Source organism: Streptomyces sp. NPDC058231, from assembly GCF_042882275.1.
In the GTDB taxonomy this organism is placed as follows: Bacteria; Actinomycetota; Actinomycetes; order Streptomycetales; family Streptomycetaceae; genus Streptomyces.
On the sequence record NZ_JBHVWN010000004.1, the window covers coordinates 198473 to 214337 of the forward strand.

9 protein-coding genes are annotated in these 15865 nt (G+C 70.2%); 4 read left to right on the forward strand and 5 right to left on the reverse strand.

Annotation, left to right across the window (positions count from 1 at the left end):
* Positions 1–162 precede the first annotated feature (162 nt).
* Complete coding sequence (locus ACFVXE_RS04805) at positions 163–4242, forward strand: discoidin domain-containing protein (RefSeq protein WP_389669203.1); 4080 nt, start codon at positions 163–165, stop codon at positions 4240–4242.
* A 71-nt stretch (positions 4243–4313) separates the two neighbouring features.
* Here ACFVXE_RS04805 and ACFVXE_RS04810 read toward each other — a convergent pair whose 3' ends face one another.
* Positions 4314–5081, reverse strand: coding sequence for an NPP1 family protein (locus ACFVXE_RS04810; protein WP_389669205.1), 768 nt, complete (start codon positions 5079–5081; stop codon positions 4314–4316).
* 757 nt (positions 5082–5838) lie between these two features.
* Between ACFVXE_RS04810 and ACFVXE_RS04815 the strand changes: the two genes are divergently transcribed.
* Positions 5839–6279, forward strand: coding sequence for a subtilase-type protease inhibitor (locus tag ACFVXE_RS04815; protein WP_389669206.1), 441 nt, complete (start codon positions 5839–5841; stop codon positions 6277–6279).
* 238 nt (positions 6280–6517) lie between these two features.
* On the opposite strand, the gene ACFVXE_RS04820 is transcribed toward ACFVXE_RS04815, so the two are convergent.
* From ACFVXE_RS04820 to ACFVXE_RS04830, 3 genes are all read right to left on the reverse strand, one after another.
* Positions 6518–7135 carry a hypothetical protein gene (locus ACFVXE_RS04820; protein WP_389669208.1) on the reverse strand — a complete coding sequence of 206 codons (618 nt, stop codon included), beginning with the start codon at positions 7133–7135 and terminating at the stop codon, positions 6518–6520.
* 90 nt (positions 7136–7225) lie between these two features.
* Positions 7226–8464 carry a DUF4032 domain-containing protein gene (locus ACFVXE_RS04825; RefSeq protein WP_389669210.1) on the reverse strand — a complete coding sequence of 413 codons (1239 nt, stop codon included), beginning with the start codon at positions 8462–8464 and terminating at the stop codon, positions 7226–7228.
* A 103-nt stretch (positions 8465–8567) separates the two neighbouring features.
* The gene (locus tag ACFVXE_RS04830; RefSeq protein WP_389669212.1) at positions 8568–9197 is read right to left on the reverse strand and encodes an alpha-ketoglutarate-dependent dioxygenase AlkB; all 630 of its coding nucleotides are present in this window, start codon (positions 9195–9197) and stop codon (positions 8568–8570) included.
* A 363-nt stretch (positions 9198–9560) separates the two neighbouring features.
* Between ACFVXE_RS04830 and ACFVXE_RS04835 the strand changes: the two genes are divergently transcribed.
* Together ACFVXE_RS04835 and ACFVXE_RS04840 are read left to right on the forward strand one after the other, a co-directional pair.
* Positions 9561–12107: an ATP-dependent Clp protease ATP-binding subunit gene (locus ACFVXE_RS04835; RefSeq protein ID WP_389669214.1), complete on the forward strand. Its 2547-nt coding sequence runs from the start codon at positions 9561–9563 to the stop codon at positions 12105–12107.
* A 136-nt stretch (positions 12108–12243) separates the two neighbouring features.
* Positions 12244–13569 carry a geranylgeranyl reductase family protein gene (locus tag ACFVXE_RS04840; protein ID WP_389669215.1) on the forward strand — a complete coding sequence of 442 codons (1326 nt, stop codon included), beginning with the start codon at positions 12244–12246 and terminating at the stop codon, positions 13567–13569.
* Positions 13570–13668: 99 nt separating this feature from the next.
* On the opposite strand, the gene ACFVXE_RS04845 is transcribed toward ACFVXE_RS04840, so the two are convergent.
* Positions 13669–15822: an alpha-galactosidase gene (locus ACFVXE_RS04845; RefSeq protein WP_389669217.1), complete on the reverse strand. Its 2154-nt coding sequence runs from the start codon at positions 15820–15822 to the stop codon at positions 13669–13671.
* Positions 15823–15865: the final 43 nt, after the last annotated feature.

Genomic DNA, 15865 nt, shown 5'->3' on the forward strand with positions numbered 1-15865 from the left:
ACCCGCCATGCGCCGTTGCCGCGCAACGGGCTTCCACGAGCCGGACCTCACCTCGGCTCTTGACAGGAACCTCGCCGGATTACAGCCTGTGGCAACGTTGTCAGGCTGGCCCGTGCAGGCCGCCTGCTCTTGAGCGCCCGCCTGAAATGGATCACCTTGCTCATGCCTGATCAGTCATCTCGCCCTTCCCGAAGAGCAGTTGTCGCGGCCGGCTCCACGCTGCTCGCGAGCCTCGGGGCCGGGGTCGCCCTCCCCGGTACGAGTCACGCCGCCGGGTCCGCACCGTCCGACGGCGGCGCGGCCGGGGTCCGGGGCGAACTCGCCGCGTACCGCCCGGTCGAGGTGTCCACGGTCGACTACGCCCCCACCCCCGCCGAGTTCGTGGTGGACGGGCTCAACTCCACCGGTGTGAAGGGCAGCGGATGGCGCGCCGCCGGCGGCGATCCGCAGTGGATTTCCGTCGACCTCCAGGCCGAGTGCGAGGTCGCTTCAGTACGGCTGACGTTCGAGGCGACCAAGGACGATCCCGTCTTCACGCCGTCCACCAGCGGGAATCCGCGCGACAGCACGACCGGCCAGGAGATCCTGTCCAGTTGCGCGGTGGAGTTCACCGTCGAGACGTCCCTGGACCGCCATGCCTGGAACACGGTGTACCGGACCTCCTCCGGGGCCGGCGGGGTGGTGGAGATCGAGCTGGACGGCCCCGCCACGGCACGCTGGGTGCGGATGACCGTGACGAAGCGGTCGAACGCCAACCCGCTGGGCCTCAACGGCTTCGAGGTGTACGGCACGGCGAGGGGCCGTCGGCCGGCCGCCACCGGGTGGACCGACTGGGGCGCGCACCACCACGAGGCACCCGCGCTGAAGGTCGCCGCCGACGGTACGGTCCCTCTGGAATCGGGCTGGACCCTGACGACGGACGACTGGGCCGGCGCCGAGGGCCCCGCGCTGTCCCTGCCCGCGGTGGACACCAGCCGCTGGCTGCCCGCGACCGTGCCCGGTACGGTTCTCGGCTCCCTGGTGGACCAGGGGCACCTGCCCGACCCGGTCTCGGGGATGAACAACCTCCACATACCGGAGGCACTGTCCCGCCACGCGTGGTGGTACCGGCGCGGTTTCAGCCTGCCGCGCGGCCTGCGCACCGGCCCCGGGCGTCATGTCTGGCTGGAGTTCGACGGCGTCAACCACAAGGCCGACATCTGGCTCAACGGGCAGCAGGTGGGAGGGCTGACCTATCCCTTCGCCCGCTCCGCACACGATGTGACGCGTCTGCTGTCGTCCGGCGGCGAGCAGGCGCTGGCCGTACGGATCACACCGATGCCCTTCCCCGGCAGCCCCGGGGACAAGAGCGAGGCCGGCCTGGCCTTCGTGGACGCCGGCGCCACCATGATGAACCGGAACTCACCCACTTACCTGGCCGCCTCCGGCTGGGACTGGATGCCGGCCGTGCGCGACCGCGTCTCCGGCATCTGGAACCACGTACGGCTGCGCTCGACGGGGCACGCGGTCATCGGCGATCCGCGCGTCGACACCACGCTCCCCCACCTGCCCGACACCGGCACCGCCGAGGTGACGATCGTGGTGCCGGTGCGCAACGCCGACTCCGCCGAGCAGCGCGTGACGGTCACCGCGTCCTTCGGCGACGTACGCGTGTCGCGGACCGTCGCGGTGCCCGCGGGCGGGAGCACCGATGTGGTCTTCGCACCCGCCGACCATGAGCGGCTGCGGGTGCGCGACCCCGCGCTCTGGTGGCCCAACGGCTACGGCGAGCCCGCTCTGCACGACCTCACGCTCGTCACGTCGACCGGCGGCGAGGAGAGCGACCGCCGCACCACACGCTTCGGCATCCGCCAGTTCGGTTACGAGTACGCGGTGCCGCTGCCCTTCGGCGGCTCCACCGACTCGTACACGCAGTCGGTGGAGCTGGGCGCCAGGGAGGCGCGGTACGTGCGGGTCAGATGTCTGACACGCGCCACGGACTGGGGTGCGTCGCTGTGGGGCCTCTCGGTGATCGACAGCGCGGCGCCGGGCACCGACCTTGCCCTGCACAGGGCTGCCACGGCCTCGTCCGTGGACGAGCCGGGCCACGAGGCCGACAACGTCACGGACGGGGACGCGAAGACGCGATGGTCGTCGACGTTCGAGGACGATCAGTGGGTCCAGGTGGACCTCGGCGCCTCGGTCTCCTTCGACCGGGCGGAGCTCCTCTGGGAACGGGCGTACGCCAGAACCTACGTGGTCCAGGTCTCCATGGACGGCGAATCCTGGACGGACGCCGGGTCCGTCGACAACTCAGCGGTGCCGCTGCCCTTCCAGAACGCCGGGGCAAGCCTGCAGAGCGTGGATGTGGGCGACCGCACGGCTCGGTATGTGCGGCTCGACTGCAGTGAACGGGCAACGAGTTGGGGAACGTCGCTGTGGAGTCTGTCGGTGATCGACAGTGCGGCGCCCGGCACCGACCTGGCCCTGCACGGGACCGCCACCGCCTCGACGGACGACGGCTCGAACCCGGCGCGGAACGCCACCGACGGCAAGCCGGACACCCGCTGGTCATCCGCTTACGCGGACAACCAGTGGATCCGGGTGGACCTCGGCAGCTCCGTCTCCTTCGATCGCGTCGTCGTCGTGTGGGAGTCGGCCTACCCCAAGACGTACGCCGTACAGATCTCCGACGACGGGGACACGTGGACGGACGTGAAGTCGGTCGACAACACTCCGGAACCGCTGAAGATCAGCGTCAACGGGGTGCGGATCTTCTGCCGGGGTGGCAACTGGGGCTGGGACGAGTTGCTGCGCCGGATGCCCGCCGAGCGGATGGACACGGCGGTGCGGATGCACCGGGACATGAATTTCACCATGATCCGGAACTGGCTCGGCAGCAGCAACAGGGAGGAGTTCTTTGCGAGTTGTGACGAGTACGGCCTGCTCGTGTGGAACGATTTCCCGAATGCGTGGGCCATGGACCCACCGGACCACGACGCTTTCGACGAACTGGCGCGGGACACCGTACGGCGCTACCGCATCCACCCCAGCGTGGTCGTCTGGTGCGGTGCCAACGAGGGCGACCCGCCCGCGGCGATCGACACCGGCATGCGGGAGGCGGTCCGGTCGGAGGCGCCCGGCGTCTTTTACCAGAACAACTCGGCCGGCGGCATCATCTCCGGCGGGGGCCCCTACGGCTGGGTGGAGCCGGACCGCTACTTCTCCCGTTCCACCTACGGCGGTGGCCACTTCGGCTTCCACACCGAGATCGGTATGCCCGTGGTGTCGACGGCGGAGAGCATGCGCAGCCTCGTCGGCGACGAGCCCGAGTGGCCGATCGGCGACGCGTGGTACTACCACGACTGGAGCACCAGGGGGAACCAGGCGCCGCAGAACTACCGCGCGGCCATCGAGGCGCGGCTCGACACGGCCAAGGACCTGGACGACTTCGCGCGCAAGGCACAGTTCGTCAACTACGAGAACTCCCGCGCCATGTTCGAGGCCTGGAACGCCAACCTGTGGAAGGACGCCAGTGGCCTGATGCTCTGGATGTCCCACCCGGCCTGGCACAGCACCGTCTGGCAGACCTACGACTACGACTTCGACGTCAACGGCACCTACTACGGGGCGCGGAAGGCCTGCGAGGCCGTCCATGTGCAGACGGATCCGCAGAAATGGGAGGTCGTCGCGGTCAACCACACCGCGCACCGTCTGAAGGCCGTGACCGTCACGGCCCGGCTCTTCGATCTGACCGGGAGGCAGCTCGGGTCCACTCGGCGAACAGAGGTGGACGTGGCCTCCTCGGGCACGACGCCTGCCTTCACGGCCGGCTTCGGGAAGGATCTGCCCGGCCTGCACCTCCTGCGACTGGGCCTGGAGGACAGCCGCGGCAGAGCCCTGTCGGAGAACACCTACTGGCGCTACCGCGAGACGGCCGACATGAGGGCCCTCAACCGGACCGGAACGGTCAAGGTCACCGCCGACCTCGGTCACGTCACCCGGTCGGGGACGCGCCGCACGATGACCGCGACCGTCCGGAACCGGGGATCGGTGGTCGCGTCGATGGTGCGGCTGTCACTGGTGGACGCGGCGGACGGCCGGCGCGTACTGCCGACGCTCTACAGCGACAACTACGTGTGGCTGCTCCCCGGGGAGTCGCACGCGGTGACACTCTCGTGGCCCGCGGAAGCTCTGCGGTCGGGGCGGCCCGCGCTGCTGACCGAGGGGTACAACAGCGCGCGATCGATGACACGCGCATAGCCTCCGCGCAGGGGCCGGCCGCCTCCGCGACCGGCCCCTGCGCTGCCGACGACGCCCGTCCTGCCTGCCCGTCAGGCGTGTGGATCGAACGGGATGCCGGCCGGCTCGGCCTTTTCGAGGTGATCGGCGAAGTTGCCGTCCTTGAGGCCGAAGACGGCGCTGCCGAAGTCGGCCTGGGCCAGCTTGTCCCGCAGCCCTGCGGGGAAGCCGTTCCAGCCGACCAGGCTGGGGAACTGCCAGGCGTGGTAGTGATTCTCCGGCGGCTCGTCACCGGAACCGGCAGGGCGGAAACAGTGCGTGCCCACACCGTCCTTGTGGTAGACGGCCTTGGGATGTGTTCCGTCCCACCGGATCTGATCGCGGCTGTACACGTTGAAGTTGCCGTGGGCGGAGGTGGACACATAGCGGGCCTCGTCGTTCTGGACCCACACCACGACGTGCTCCCAGTCGTGCCGGTGCCCGCCGAGCCCGCTGCCGGCCACGGCCTGGTCCTTCTCGAAATAGAGCCCGTACAGGATGGCGCACCAGCCGTTGTTGCACTTGTAGCGCGCGTATCCGTTGGTGTTGTCGAGGTCCCAGGAGTCACGGCAGTGACCGTTGACGGCTCCGGTGGTGTTGAGGCCGGGCGCTATGGTCCCGTCCGGGCCTATGGCGGGAGTCGGGTAACAGCCGTCCGTGTCGTAGTCGTACGCGGGCTGGAACGTCTGCTCCAGCCCGTCCGCGTTCGCGGGCAAGGCGGTGGGCGGGTCGGCGCGAGCGATGCCGGGGACAGCGACGACCAGCGCGAGGGCGCTGCCGAGAACAAGCGAGACCTTACGGATCCGTGTTCTTCTTTCCACTGTGTCCTCCTGGTCGACGCGTGGCGGGGGGGCACGCGACTGTGATTGGCATGCCCATTGCAAAGATGTCGAATCCCACGGCGGCCGGGCCGAGCGCCGCCAGGTGACGCAGCGATGAAGAATCAGCCAACACACAGGAAGCGACCCGGCCAGGAGGCACCCGGCAGGCGCGGTGCACGGGCAGTCAGGGAGGGGCGTTGACGTCCGGAGGCCACCCGATCGGAAGTGGCGGGCGTCGAAGTCGAGTTCACGGGCCAGGACGTGCGGGTGACCGGTTTCGCCGCCGCGGGCGTTCACCGAGTTGGCGATCGACGCCGGATTCTCGCAACTGCGTAAGGAGAGCAGCCCGTTCACCCCGTCACACCCGGACGGGACGCCCGAGCCTCAGCGGATCACACTCGGCCGGCCGGCCCGACACACCGTTCCAGGGGCGGACGAATCGCCCCCGCACCCCTCTCATGCCCCCGTGCGGAGCTGCCCCAGCGCTGCTTTCCGGCCGAAGCGTGAAGTTTCGAGCAAGAACCACCTCGAAAAAACAGCAGGTCAGACGGTAGTTCGCAGTTGTACCACCGAAATTCGTCCATATGCTGGACGCCCCTCACGGGCCCCACGCACCGGTCCCGAGCTGGCCGAACGACCATTCGGTCGATGTGCCTCGGGCGGGCCGGGCCGGAAAGGACTGATCGATGTGCACTCACTGTCCGCATGCACGAGACTCCCGAACGCAATCGCACCCCCAAGCGAAGGAGATTCACACATGCGTTACAACCTGTGCACATTCAGCGTATTCACCACAGTCTCTGCACTGATCATGACGGGCATGGGCGCCATGGGAGTCGCGCAGGCCCAGGCCGCGCAGCCGACCAGCCTCTACGCCCCGTCGGCCCTCGTACTCTCGGTCGGCAAGAGCAGCGGCGCCTCGGTCACCGTCCAGCGAGCCGTCACCCTGAGCTGTGCCCCGCGCCCCAGCGGCACTCATCCCTCCCCCACCGCAGCGTGTGCGGACCTGCTCGCGGTGGACGGCGAGTTCGCCCGGCTGACCACGCCGCCGCAGCGAAGCTGCACCCGTCAGTGGGACCCCGTCGTCATCAACGCGACCGGTGTGTGGCAGGGCCGGAGCGTCTCCTGGTCGACCACCTTCGGCAACGCCTGTGAGATGCAGGCGAGTCTGACCGAAGGATCGGTCTTCGGCTTCTGATCGCCGCTCGGCGCGTGCAAGGGCGACCGATGCCCCGGCCCGACGGACGTGTGCCGACCGGCGCACGCGATCAGGGCGAGCGCATTCGGAGTTGAGGGACACAGGCCCCCGGCAGGAAGCATCCCTGTCCACTCCGTCGTGACGACGAGTGCGTCGTCACGACGGCACCTGTGCGAGGGTCGGGCCCCGGCAGTCGCCGAACATCGCCCGTGTGGGCCGGGCTGTGGGTGGAGACCGGTCACGGCGGTGCCGCTGCCAGCTCCACCGTTGTCGTGACGCGTACGAGAGCCGGCCGACGGGGCGCGGAACCGAAGCCGAATTCCACGGGTGGATCGAGCGGTGCCAGCGCCCCTAGTCCGGCTCCACCGAGCACGGCTTCCGCTGCGAGAACGGGCCACAGGTCGCGCGCTCCGTACCACTCCCGACGCCCCGAACCAGCACTGCCGAGGGTGCGTACGCCCGGCATCAGCCGCGCAGGGATGTCGCAAAGGGCCGCCCAGCGCCGGCTCCTGACGAGCGGAGCGGGCACGGCCCGCAGCAGCCACCCCAGCGGGGACCGGGAGCCGGTGCTCAGGCGCAGACTCAGCGGTCCGGCCAGAACGCTCCACTCGGAGCCGCCGGGCCGGACCGTGACGGGCACCACCTCGACGCGCTCGAAGCGGTAGGTGGCGGCCACGAAGTCCGCGATCGCGCGGGACGGTGCAAGCAACAGCCGCTCACCGTCCGGGTACTGGATCATCACGTCGCTGAACGGCCCGAAGGGTGAACGGGGCCAGTGCCCCACCACCAGCCGCGTTCCGGAGGACGTCCCCACGCCGGCGATCCAGCCGTCGAATCGCAATCGCTCACCTTTCACACGGGACAGCTTCACCCACTCCACGGGGGAATGCGGCCGGTGGGGACGGCGCCGGTGTGGCGCCGCGCCGGCACACGTCGCCCCACACGATCACGGGGAATCGCCCGCCGGCAGCGCCTCGGCCCCGGGGCGACGGAGAACAGCAGTGACGTAGTCCGCCACGGCCGCCTCGAGACCGATGTCCAGCTGCGCGCGCTCGGACATGTACCACCGGTGTTCCAGCAGCTCGTGATAGAGCTCGGCCGGGTCCACGGAGCTCCGGAGGTCCTGCGGGACGGCACGTACCGTCGGCCTGAACACCTCACGGACCCAGCGGTGGGCAAGCACCTCCGCACGCGCGCCGAGCGGGTCGCCCGGCGCGTAGTCCTCCTGTGTCGCCATCCAGGTCTCGAGGTCGTTGAGCAGTCGTCGGGCCTGGTTCTCCTCGGCGTCGAGACCGGTGAGTCGCAGCAGCTGGCGTTGATGATGGCCTGCGTCCACGACCTTGGGGACGAATGTGATCGTGTCGCCGTCCGAGGAGCTGGCGATCTGCATCTCGGCGACGTCGAAGCCGAGGTCGTTGAGCCGGCGCATGCGACGTTCGATGTAGTGATACTTGCCGGCCGGATAGACCGAGGTACGGGTCAGCTCACTCCACAGCTTCTCGTACCGCTGACAGATCTCGGCTCCGAAGGCGATCGGATCCACCGAGGGATGGAGCGCGCCCGCGGCCTCCAGGTCCAGCATCTCCCCGCTGATGTTCACCCGGGCCAGATCGATGTCGTATTCACGCTGCCCGGTGCTGAGCTGGTTGTGCACCTCGCCGGTCTCCGCATCCACCAGGTAGGCGGCGTAGGCGCCGGCGTCCCGGCGGAACAGCGTGTTGGACAGGGAGCAGTCGCCCCAGGCGAAGCCCGCCAGGTGCAGCCGGACCAGCAGCACGGCGAGCGCGTCCATGAGGCGGTGCACCGTACTCGGGCGCATCGTCGTCTCGAACATCGAGCGGTAGGGCAGGGACCCGTTGAGATGACGGGTGATCAGCACCGGCTCCAGCGCAGCCCCGTCGGCGTCGGTGCGCCCGGTCACCACCGCGAGTGGGTCCACCGCGGGTATCCCGAGCCGGGCCAGGGTGCGCAACAGCTCGTACTCGCGTACCGCCGGCCGTTCGGCGAGCTCCTTGACGGCCACCACGTCGGCCCCCGCTCGCGCATAGCGCACGACGTGGCGGGAGATGCCGCGCGGCAGTGTCACCAGATGCTCCTCCCCCCATTCCTCGAGCGGCAGGTGCCAGGGAAGTTCGAGAAGCAACGCGGGATGTTCGGGATTGGTGGCGCTGAACTGCAAAGCCATCGGTCGCCTCGTCGGTCCGGTGAAGGGACCACCAGTGTGACGCAGCGGGCCGCACGCCCCGCGACCGAGGGGGCGAACGCGTACCCGCCCCGGCCGGGAGCTGTCATTGCACTCCGTCCGGCCGGAACTGGATGCTGATGCGCCCTCCCGCGGCTCGCGCGGTCTTGGGGACGGCGTGCTCCCAGGTCCGCTGGCAGGAACCGCCCATCACGATCAGATCCCCGTGCCCGAGCGGTCGCCGGACGACGTCCCCGCCGCGGCACGGGCGCAGCAGCAGGTCGCGGGGCGCACCCACCGAGAGGATGGCGACCATCGTGTCCTCCCGGGCGCCTCTGCCGATGCGGTCGCCGTGCCAGGCCACACTGTCGCGCCCGTCGCGGTAGTGGCACAGGCCGGCCGTCGTGAAGGGTTCGCCGAGCTCGGCGGCGTAGTGCGTCGAGAGCCCCTGTCGCGCTTCGTCCAGGACGGGGTGCGGCAGTCGTTCGCCGGCACGGTAGAAGGCGAGCAGCCGTGGGACGTCCACGACCCGCTCGTACATCTGCCGTCGTTCGGCCTTCCAGGGAACGTCCGTGGCCAGTTGTTCGAACAGCGCACCGGCGCCGCTCAGCCAGCCCGGCAGGAGGTCGATCCAGGCCCCGTCGCCCAGCGCGGTTCGGCGGAGGCCGTCCAGAGGGCGCAGGAACACGTCGTCGCCCTGATCGAACAGAGACCCCTGGAGCTGGTGCGTTGCCATGATGACAGGCTACTCGCATTCGAACATGTGCGCTATTAGGTCGTTCCGGAACTCCAGCCGCTCCCGGGCGCCCGGCATCGTCGGCGGGAACACCGCGGCACGTCCGCCCCAAAAAATCACCCCGAAAGGCGCCGGCGGGCCCGCGCACAGGAATCCCCCGGACCGATGCCCGCCGCACCTCCCCCATCCCCCGCCACCCCTCGCCCCATCCACCGACACGCAGCGCCCATATCGTCTAAATTAGGGCAAGTGGGGTTGCGGCTGTCTGTGGTCACGCCGGACTTGCGGGACCGCGTCCGAGACGGCTGCACGTGCACTGAGACAGCGTGGCCCGGTCCGGCCGGGCCACGGGGACGGATACCCATGACCGATGGCCAGCGGGGTCCCGAGGACCAAGGTCCGGACCCCCTCGGAGACTTTCTCTCGCACTTCCTCGGCACCGGACAGGGCGGAGAACCGCCCGACCCGCGGCGCATCGACTTCAGCCGTCTGCTGAGCGGTCCCGCACGGCAGCTCGTCTCCGTCGCGGCGTCCTATGCCGCCCAGCACGGCAGTACCGACCTCGACACGGAACACCTCTTGCGGGCCGCGCTCTCCGCCGAGCCGACCCGTCGCATGGTCACGCGGGCGGGCGCCGATCCCGACGCGCTCGCCGCCGAGATCGACCGGCAGGCCGGGGAGGGGCCGCCACGCCAGTACATCGCCGTCACCCCCGCGGTCAAGCGCGCTCTGCTCGACGCCCATGAGATCGCGCGCTCCACCGGCGCCTCCTACATCGGCCCGGAACACGTGCTGGTGGCACTCGCCGCCAACCGCGATTCCGCGGCGGGGCAGATGCTCAACGCCGCGCACTTCTCGCCGCCGCCCGGCACCCGGGAGGGCCTCGCGCCCGCGCCCGGGAGCGTCGGCCAGCGTATCGGCCCCGCCGAGCGGAACACCCCCAACCTGGACAAGTTCGGCCGCGACCTCACCGACCTGGCCCGGGAGGGCCGTATCGACCCGGTCATCGGCCGCGACGAGGAGATCGAACAGACCATTGAGGTCCTCGCCCGGCGGAGCAAGAACAATCCCGTCATGATCGGCGAAGCCGGAGTGGGCAAGACCGCCATCGTCGAGGGCCTCGCCCGGCGCATCGCGGACGGCGATGTGCCGGACATCCTGCTCGACCGGCGTGTCGTCCAGCTCGACCTGTCGGGAGTCGTTGCCGGCACCCGCTTCCGCGGGGACTTCGAGGAGCGGCTCACCGGCCTCATCGACGAAATCCGCGCCCACTCGGGCGAACTGATCGTCTTCATCGACGAACTGCACACCGTTGTCGGGGCGGGCGGCGGATCCGAGGGCGGCCCGATGGACGCCAGCAACATGCTCAAGCCCGCCCTGGCCCGTGGCGAACTCCATGTGGTGGGGGCCAGCACGCTCGAGGAGTACCGCCGCTACATCGAGAAGGACGCCGCGCTCGCCCGCCGCTTCCAGCCGGTTCTGGTGCCCGAGCCCAGCCCGGCGGACGCCGTCGAGATCCTGCGCGGTCTCCAGGACCGTTACGAGGCCCATCACCAGGTCCGCTACACCGACGAGGCGCTGCTCGCCGCCGTCGAACTGTCCGACCGCTACCTCACCGACCGCTATCTGCCCGACAAGGCGATCGATCTCATGGACCAGGCCGGCGCCCGGGTCCGGCTGCGCTCCTCCACCCGCGGCACCGACATCCGCTCCCTGGAACGCGAAGTGGAGCGACTCACCAGGGACAAGGACCAGGCCGTCGCCGCCGAGCAGTACGAGCGGGCGACCGAACTGCGCGACCGGCTCACCGAGCTCGAGCAACGGATCGAGAAGGGCAAACACGCTCCACAGCCGCGCAGTCACGTCGCCGAGGTCACGGTCGAGGACATCGCCGACATCGTGTCCCGTCAGACCGGAATCCCCGTCAGCAGCCTCACCCAGGAGGAACGGGACCGGCTGCTGAACCTGGAACAGCATCTGCAGCAGCGCGTCATAGGCCAGGACGAAGCGGTGACCGCCGTCGCCGACGCCGTCCTGCGCTCACGGGCCGGCCTGTCCGACCCCGGCCGCCCGATCGGAAGCTTCCTCTTCCTCGGCCCCACCGGCGTCGGCAAGACCGAACTCGCCCGCGCGCTCGCGGAGGCGCTCTTCGGGAGCGAGGACCGGATGATCCGCCTCGACATGAGCGAGTACCAGGAACGGCACACCGTCAGCCGCCTGGTCGGCGCTCCTCCCGGCTACGTCGGCCACGAGGAGGCCGGACAGTTCACCGAAGCGGTGCGCAGGAACCCGTACTCGCTGCTGCTCCTGGACGAGATCGAGAAGGCACACCCCGACGTCTTCAACATCCTGCTGCAGGTACTCGACGACGGACGGCTCACCGACTCGCAGGGCCGCACGATCGACTTCAAGAACACCGTCATCGTCATGACCAGCAACCTGGGTTCGCAGGCCATCATCAGCGGGGGCGGCTCGGTGGGCTTCGGCAGCGGCTCGGCGGACGGCGACGAGCAGGCCCGGCGCGAGCGGGTGCTGCGCCCGCTGCGCGAACGCTTCCGGCCGGAGTTCCTCAACCGCATCGACGAGATCGTGATCTTCCGCCAGCTCGCCGATCAGCAGCTGCGGCAGATCACCAACATGCTGCTGGACGACTCCCGGCGCCGGCTCCGCGCTCAGGACATCTCCGTCGAGGTCACCCTGGACGCCGTCGAATGGCTCGCGCAACGCGGTTATCAGCCCGAATACGGCGCGCGCCCGTTGCGCCGCACGATCCAGCGCGAGGTCGACAACCGGCTCTCCCGCATGCTGCTCGACGGCAACCTGCAGCCGCACAGCCGCCTCCGGATCGACGTGGCCGACGGTGAGCTGACCATCCACAAGGAGCAAGAACCCCAGGGCACCGCGGACTGACCCCGAGCGGCGCGTCCCGCAGAGCTCCGCCCGATCCACACATCGGGCCGTGTTCCGCGCCGGCTCCTCCTGATCGATGATGACGTACCGGGGTGCCGTCCTCGGTACGCCACCGGTTGTCCAGGAAGGGGTTCCTATGCGGGAAACGACGTCGGCGCAGTCCTCGCCGGACGATCGCTCCGTCCCCGGCTCGAACGCAGAAGCCGACGTGATCGTGGTGGGGGCGGGGCCCGCGGGCTCGGCCGCGGCCTATCACCTCGCCAGGGCGGGCATCGATGTCCTGCTCCTGGAGAAGGCCCACTTCCCCAGGGAAAAGGTGTGCGGCGACGGCCTGACCCCGCGAGCGGTGCACCAGCTCATACGGATGGGTATCGACATCAACGCTCCGGGGTGGACGCGTTCGCGCGGCATGCGATGGGTGGCCGGTGCACATCAGGTGCACATCGACTGGCCCGCCCTGGGGCGCTACCCGGACTTCGGCCTCTCGCGGAGCCGGCACGACTTCGACGACATCCTGGCCCGTCACGCCGTCGCCGCCGGAGCGCGGTTGCGCAGCGGGGTGAAGGTGACCGGGCCGGTCACCGACCGAACCGGCCGCATCACCGGTGTCACCGCCACGGCCGGAGCGAAGGAGCCCGTGGTCTTCCGCGCACCGATCGTCGTCGCCGCCGACGGAGCCTCCGCCCGCCTCGCGCTCGCGATGGGCCTGCAGCGGGACACGAACAGGCAGATCGCGACCGCCGCCCGCCGCTATTACCGCAGCCCGGAGCGGTCTCGGGAGGAGTACCTGGAACTGTGGGCCGATCTCCGCTTCCCGGGGAGCGATCACTACCTGCCGGGCTACGGTTGGATCTTCCCCATGGGGGACGGCCGCGTCAACGTCGGGCTCGGTGCGCTGCCTCACCGCAGGCACGGAATCGCGGACCTGCGGGCCACGTTGGACCAGTGGCTGGCACGCACTCCGCACGCCTGGGGGCTGCACGAGGAGAATGCCGACGGCCCTGTCCGCAGCGCGGCGCTGCCCTTGGGTTTCAACCGTCACCCGCTCTACACCCGGGGACTTCTGCTGGTCGGCGACTCCGGAGGCATGGTCAGCCCCTGGAACGGGGAGGGCATCGGCCAGGCGATGGAAGCCGGCGAGGTCGCGGCCGAGAGCGCCACGCTCGCCCTCGCCCTTCCCCCGGGCCCCCGGCGGGAACGGGTGCTCCACAGCTACCCGGTGGAGATGAACCGCCGCTGGGGGCGCTACTACCGTCTCGGCAACGCGGCCGCCGACATCGTCTTCAGCCGTTCGGGCTTCCAGCCCATCCTCAATCGGTACGTCATGGGATCGCCCTTTCTCCTCAACACCCTGGCCCGGATGCTCACCGATCTCACGGACAAGCCCTCGCGCGACGTGATCGACCATGTGCTGAACACCGTCGTGCGTCTGGTGCCGGCACCCCGCGTGCGCAGGCACTGAGCGGATCGCCGGCAGTGCCTCCCCGCCCGGCGTGGCCGTCCCGGCCCCTCTCTCGTCCGCGTGTACGAGCAAGTGAGGGCGCCGGGGAGGCCGGGGTACTCATCCGCCCGCCGCTCCTCCGCCCTCGAGCGGTGGGACAACCCTGATCAAGTGCACCGCCGCGCTCGCCCAGTCGCCGGGCGGCAGTTCGGGCCGGATCCCGTACTCCCGCAGCACGGTCGCGGAATGGACCGTGCCGGTGCGGGCGTCGCGGTAGCGGGCGGCGGGGTCGAGGCCGGCCAGCCGAAGGGCAGGTGACGGGCTGCCGTGCCGCGGTGTCCGCTGCCAGACAAGGAGGAGGGTCTCACTGCCGTCGGCGGCGACGTACTGTGTCGCCGCCGGTCCGTGCTCGCCTGGGGCTCGGAGCCGGTGCAGCTCGCCGTGCTGCACGAGGTGGCGTACCCGCTTGTACTCGGCCACCAGCCCGGCCCCCTCGGCCAGTTCGGCGTCGGACCAGCGCGAAAGGTCGCCGCCGATGCCCAGGACCCCGGCCGTCGCCACATGGAAACGGAAGCGCAGTGGCACCGAGCGGCCGGTGAACTGGTTCGGCACGTCGGTCACCCAGGCTGCCATGGTCCGTGCCGGGTAGAGCTGACCGTATCCGTGCTGAATGGCGAGCCGGTCAGCGGCGTCGGTGTTGTCCGAGGGCCACGCCTGGTCGGTGCGGGACATCATGCCGAGGTCCACCCGGCCGCCGCCACCGCTGCACGCCTCGATCCGGAGCCGGGGGTGATCGACGCGGAGCCGGTCGATGACGTCGTAGACGTGGTGGACGTACGTCGTCCACACCTCGTCCGCCCGGTCCGCCCGGTCCGGCCAGCCGGCTTCGCTGAACGCACGGTTCATGTCCCACTTGAGGAAGTCGATGCCGTGGTCGCCGACCAGCCGGGTCAGCCATCCGTACGCCCACTCCGCGACGTCGCGACGGGCGAAGTTGAGGACCAGCTGGCTGCGCAGCTCCGTGCGGGTGCGGTCGGGGAAGTGGAGTACCCAGTCGGGGTGTTCGCGGTAGAGGTCGCTGTCCGGGTTGACCATCTCAGGCTCCACCCAGAGTCCGAAGCGCATGCCGAGCCGGTGCACCTCCTCGACCAGGGGTGACAGTCCGCCGGGGAAGCGGTCCGGGTCCGGTGTCCAGTCACCGAGTCCGGCCTCAGCGCTGCGGCGCGCCCCGAACCAACCGTCGTCCATGACGTAGAGCTCCGCGCCGAGCGCCGCCGCCCGGGCGGCCAGCGCCATCTGGCCCGCCTCGTCGACGTCGAAGCCGGTCGCCTCCCAGGAGTTGTAGAGAACCGGCCGGATCTCCCGGGGATGCGGCAGCACCTGGGCGAGTGTGTACGCGTGCCACTCCCGGCTCGCCGCGCCGAAACCGCCCTCGCAGTAGAGCCCGGCGTGGACCGGGGTGGTGTACTCCTCGCCTGGGCCGAGCGCGAGGGACGGGCCCTCGTGGCCTGCGCCGCCGGTGAAACCCGCCCGGCCGTCGGGGGTGCGCTGCACCGTGATGCGCCAGCTCCCGCTCCAGGCCAGTGCCGCGCTCCACACCTGGCCGCGGCTCTCGGTCGCGTCGCCCGCGTCGAGCATCACCCAGGGGTTCGCGTGGTGACTGGTGATGCCGCGCCTGCTGGTGAGGACGGTTTCACCGAACGGTAGTGTCTCCCGGCGCAGTTGCGTCTCGGAGGACCACTGACCGGTGACGTGGCTCAGGCGGTAGCCGTCCCGGAACGGCAGTGTCCAGGCGGCTGAGTCCGCGCGCTGGAGGGTGACGGGTGCGTCGCCGTCGTTGCGCAGCACGGTCCAGCGCTCGATGACGTCGCTGTCGCCGTGGACCCGGTAGTGGAGTGCCACCCGGAGGAGGTGGACACGGTCGCGGAACTCCAGGACCAGCTCGGCCGAGCCCGGCGCCGGCTCGAGGACACGGTGACCGGTGGGCTGCCATTCGAAGGCGCGGGTGCCATCGGCGAAGCGCACCTGCAGCGAGGGGGGACCGTACCGCGTCCCGCCGTCGACAGGCAGTTCGTCACCGACGGGCCGTCCCTCGAAGCTGCTGACCGGGGGTGCGGGCGCAGTGGCGACCTCCTGGGCCTCGTCAAGGGTGAGCAGGGGGCCCCACGCGAGGTGGCAGGGCGCTCCCGTCGCGTCGATCCGAAGCGCGTACGAGGTGCGCGGGGTGGACAGCAGCCAGACCCCGGCGTCGGGGGCGAAAGCGATCACAGACATCGGTCCTCACGTTCAGGTTGCGCCGCGACGGCAGTCGGCAGCC

Excerpts from the sequence above, each read along its gene's own strand:
- ACFVXE_RS04805 (WP_389669203.1), top strand. The coding sequence starts at position 163 with ATGCCTGATCAGTCATCTCGCCCTTCCCGAAGAGCAGTTGTCGCGGCC.
- ACFVXE_RS04815 (WP_389669206.1), top strand. The coding sequence starts at position 5,839 with ATGCGTTACAACCTGTGCACATTCAGCGTATTCACCACAGTCTCTGCA.
- ACFVXE_RS04825 (WP_389669210.1), bottom strand. The coding sequence starts at position 8,464 with ATGGCTTTGCAGTTCAGCGCCACCAATCCCGAACATCCCGCGTTGCTT.
- ACFVXE_RS04830 (WP_389669212.1), bottom strand. The coding sequence starts at position 9,197 with ATGGCAACGCACCAGCTCCAGGGGTCTCTGTTCGATCAGGGCGACGAC.
- ACFVXE_RS04835 (WP_389669214.1), top strand. The coding sequence starts at position 9,561 with ATGACCGATGGCCAGCGGGGTCCCGAGGACCAAGGTCCGGACCCCCTC.
- ACFVXE_RS04840 (WP_389669215.1), top strand. The coding sequence starts at position 12,244 with ATGCGGGAAACGACGTCGGCGCAGTCCTCGCCGGACGATCGCTCCGTC.
- ACFVXE_RS04845 (WP_389669217.1), bottom strand. The coding sequence starts at position 15,822 with ATGTCTGTGATCGCTTTCGCCCCCGACGCCGGGGTCTGGCTGCTGTCC.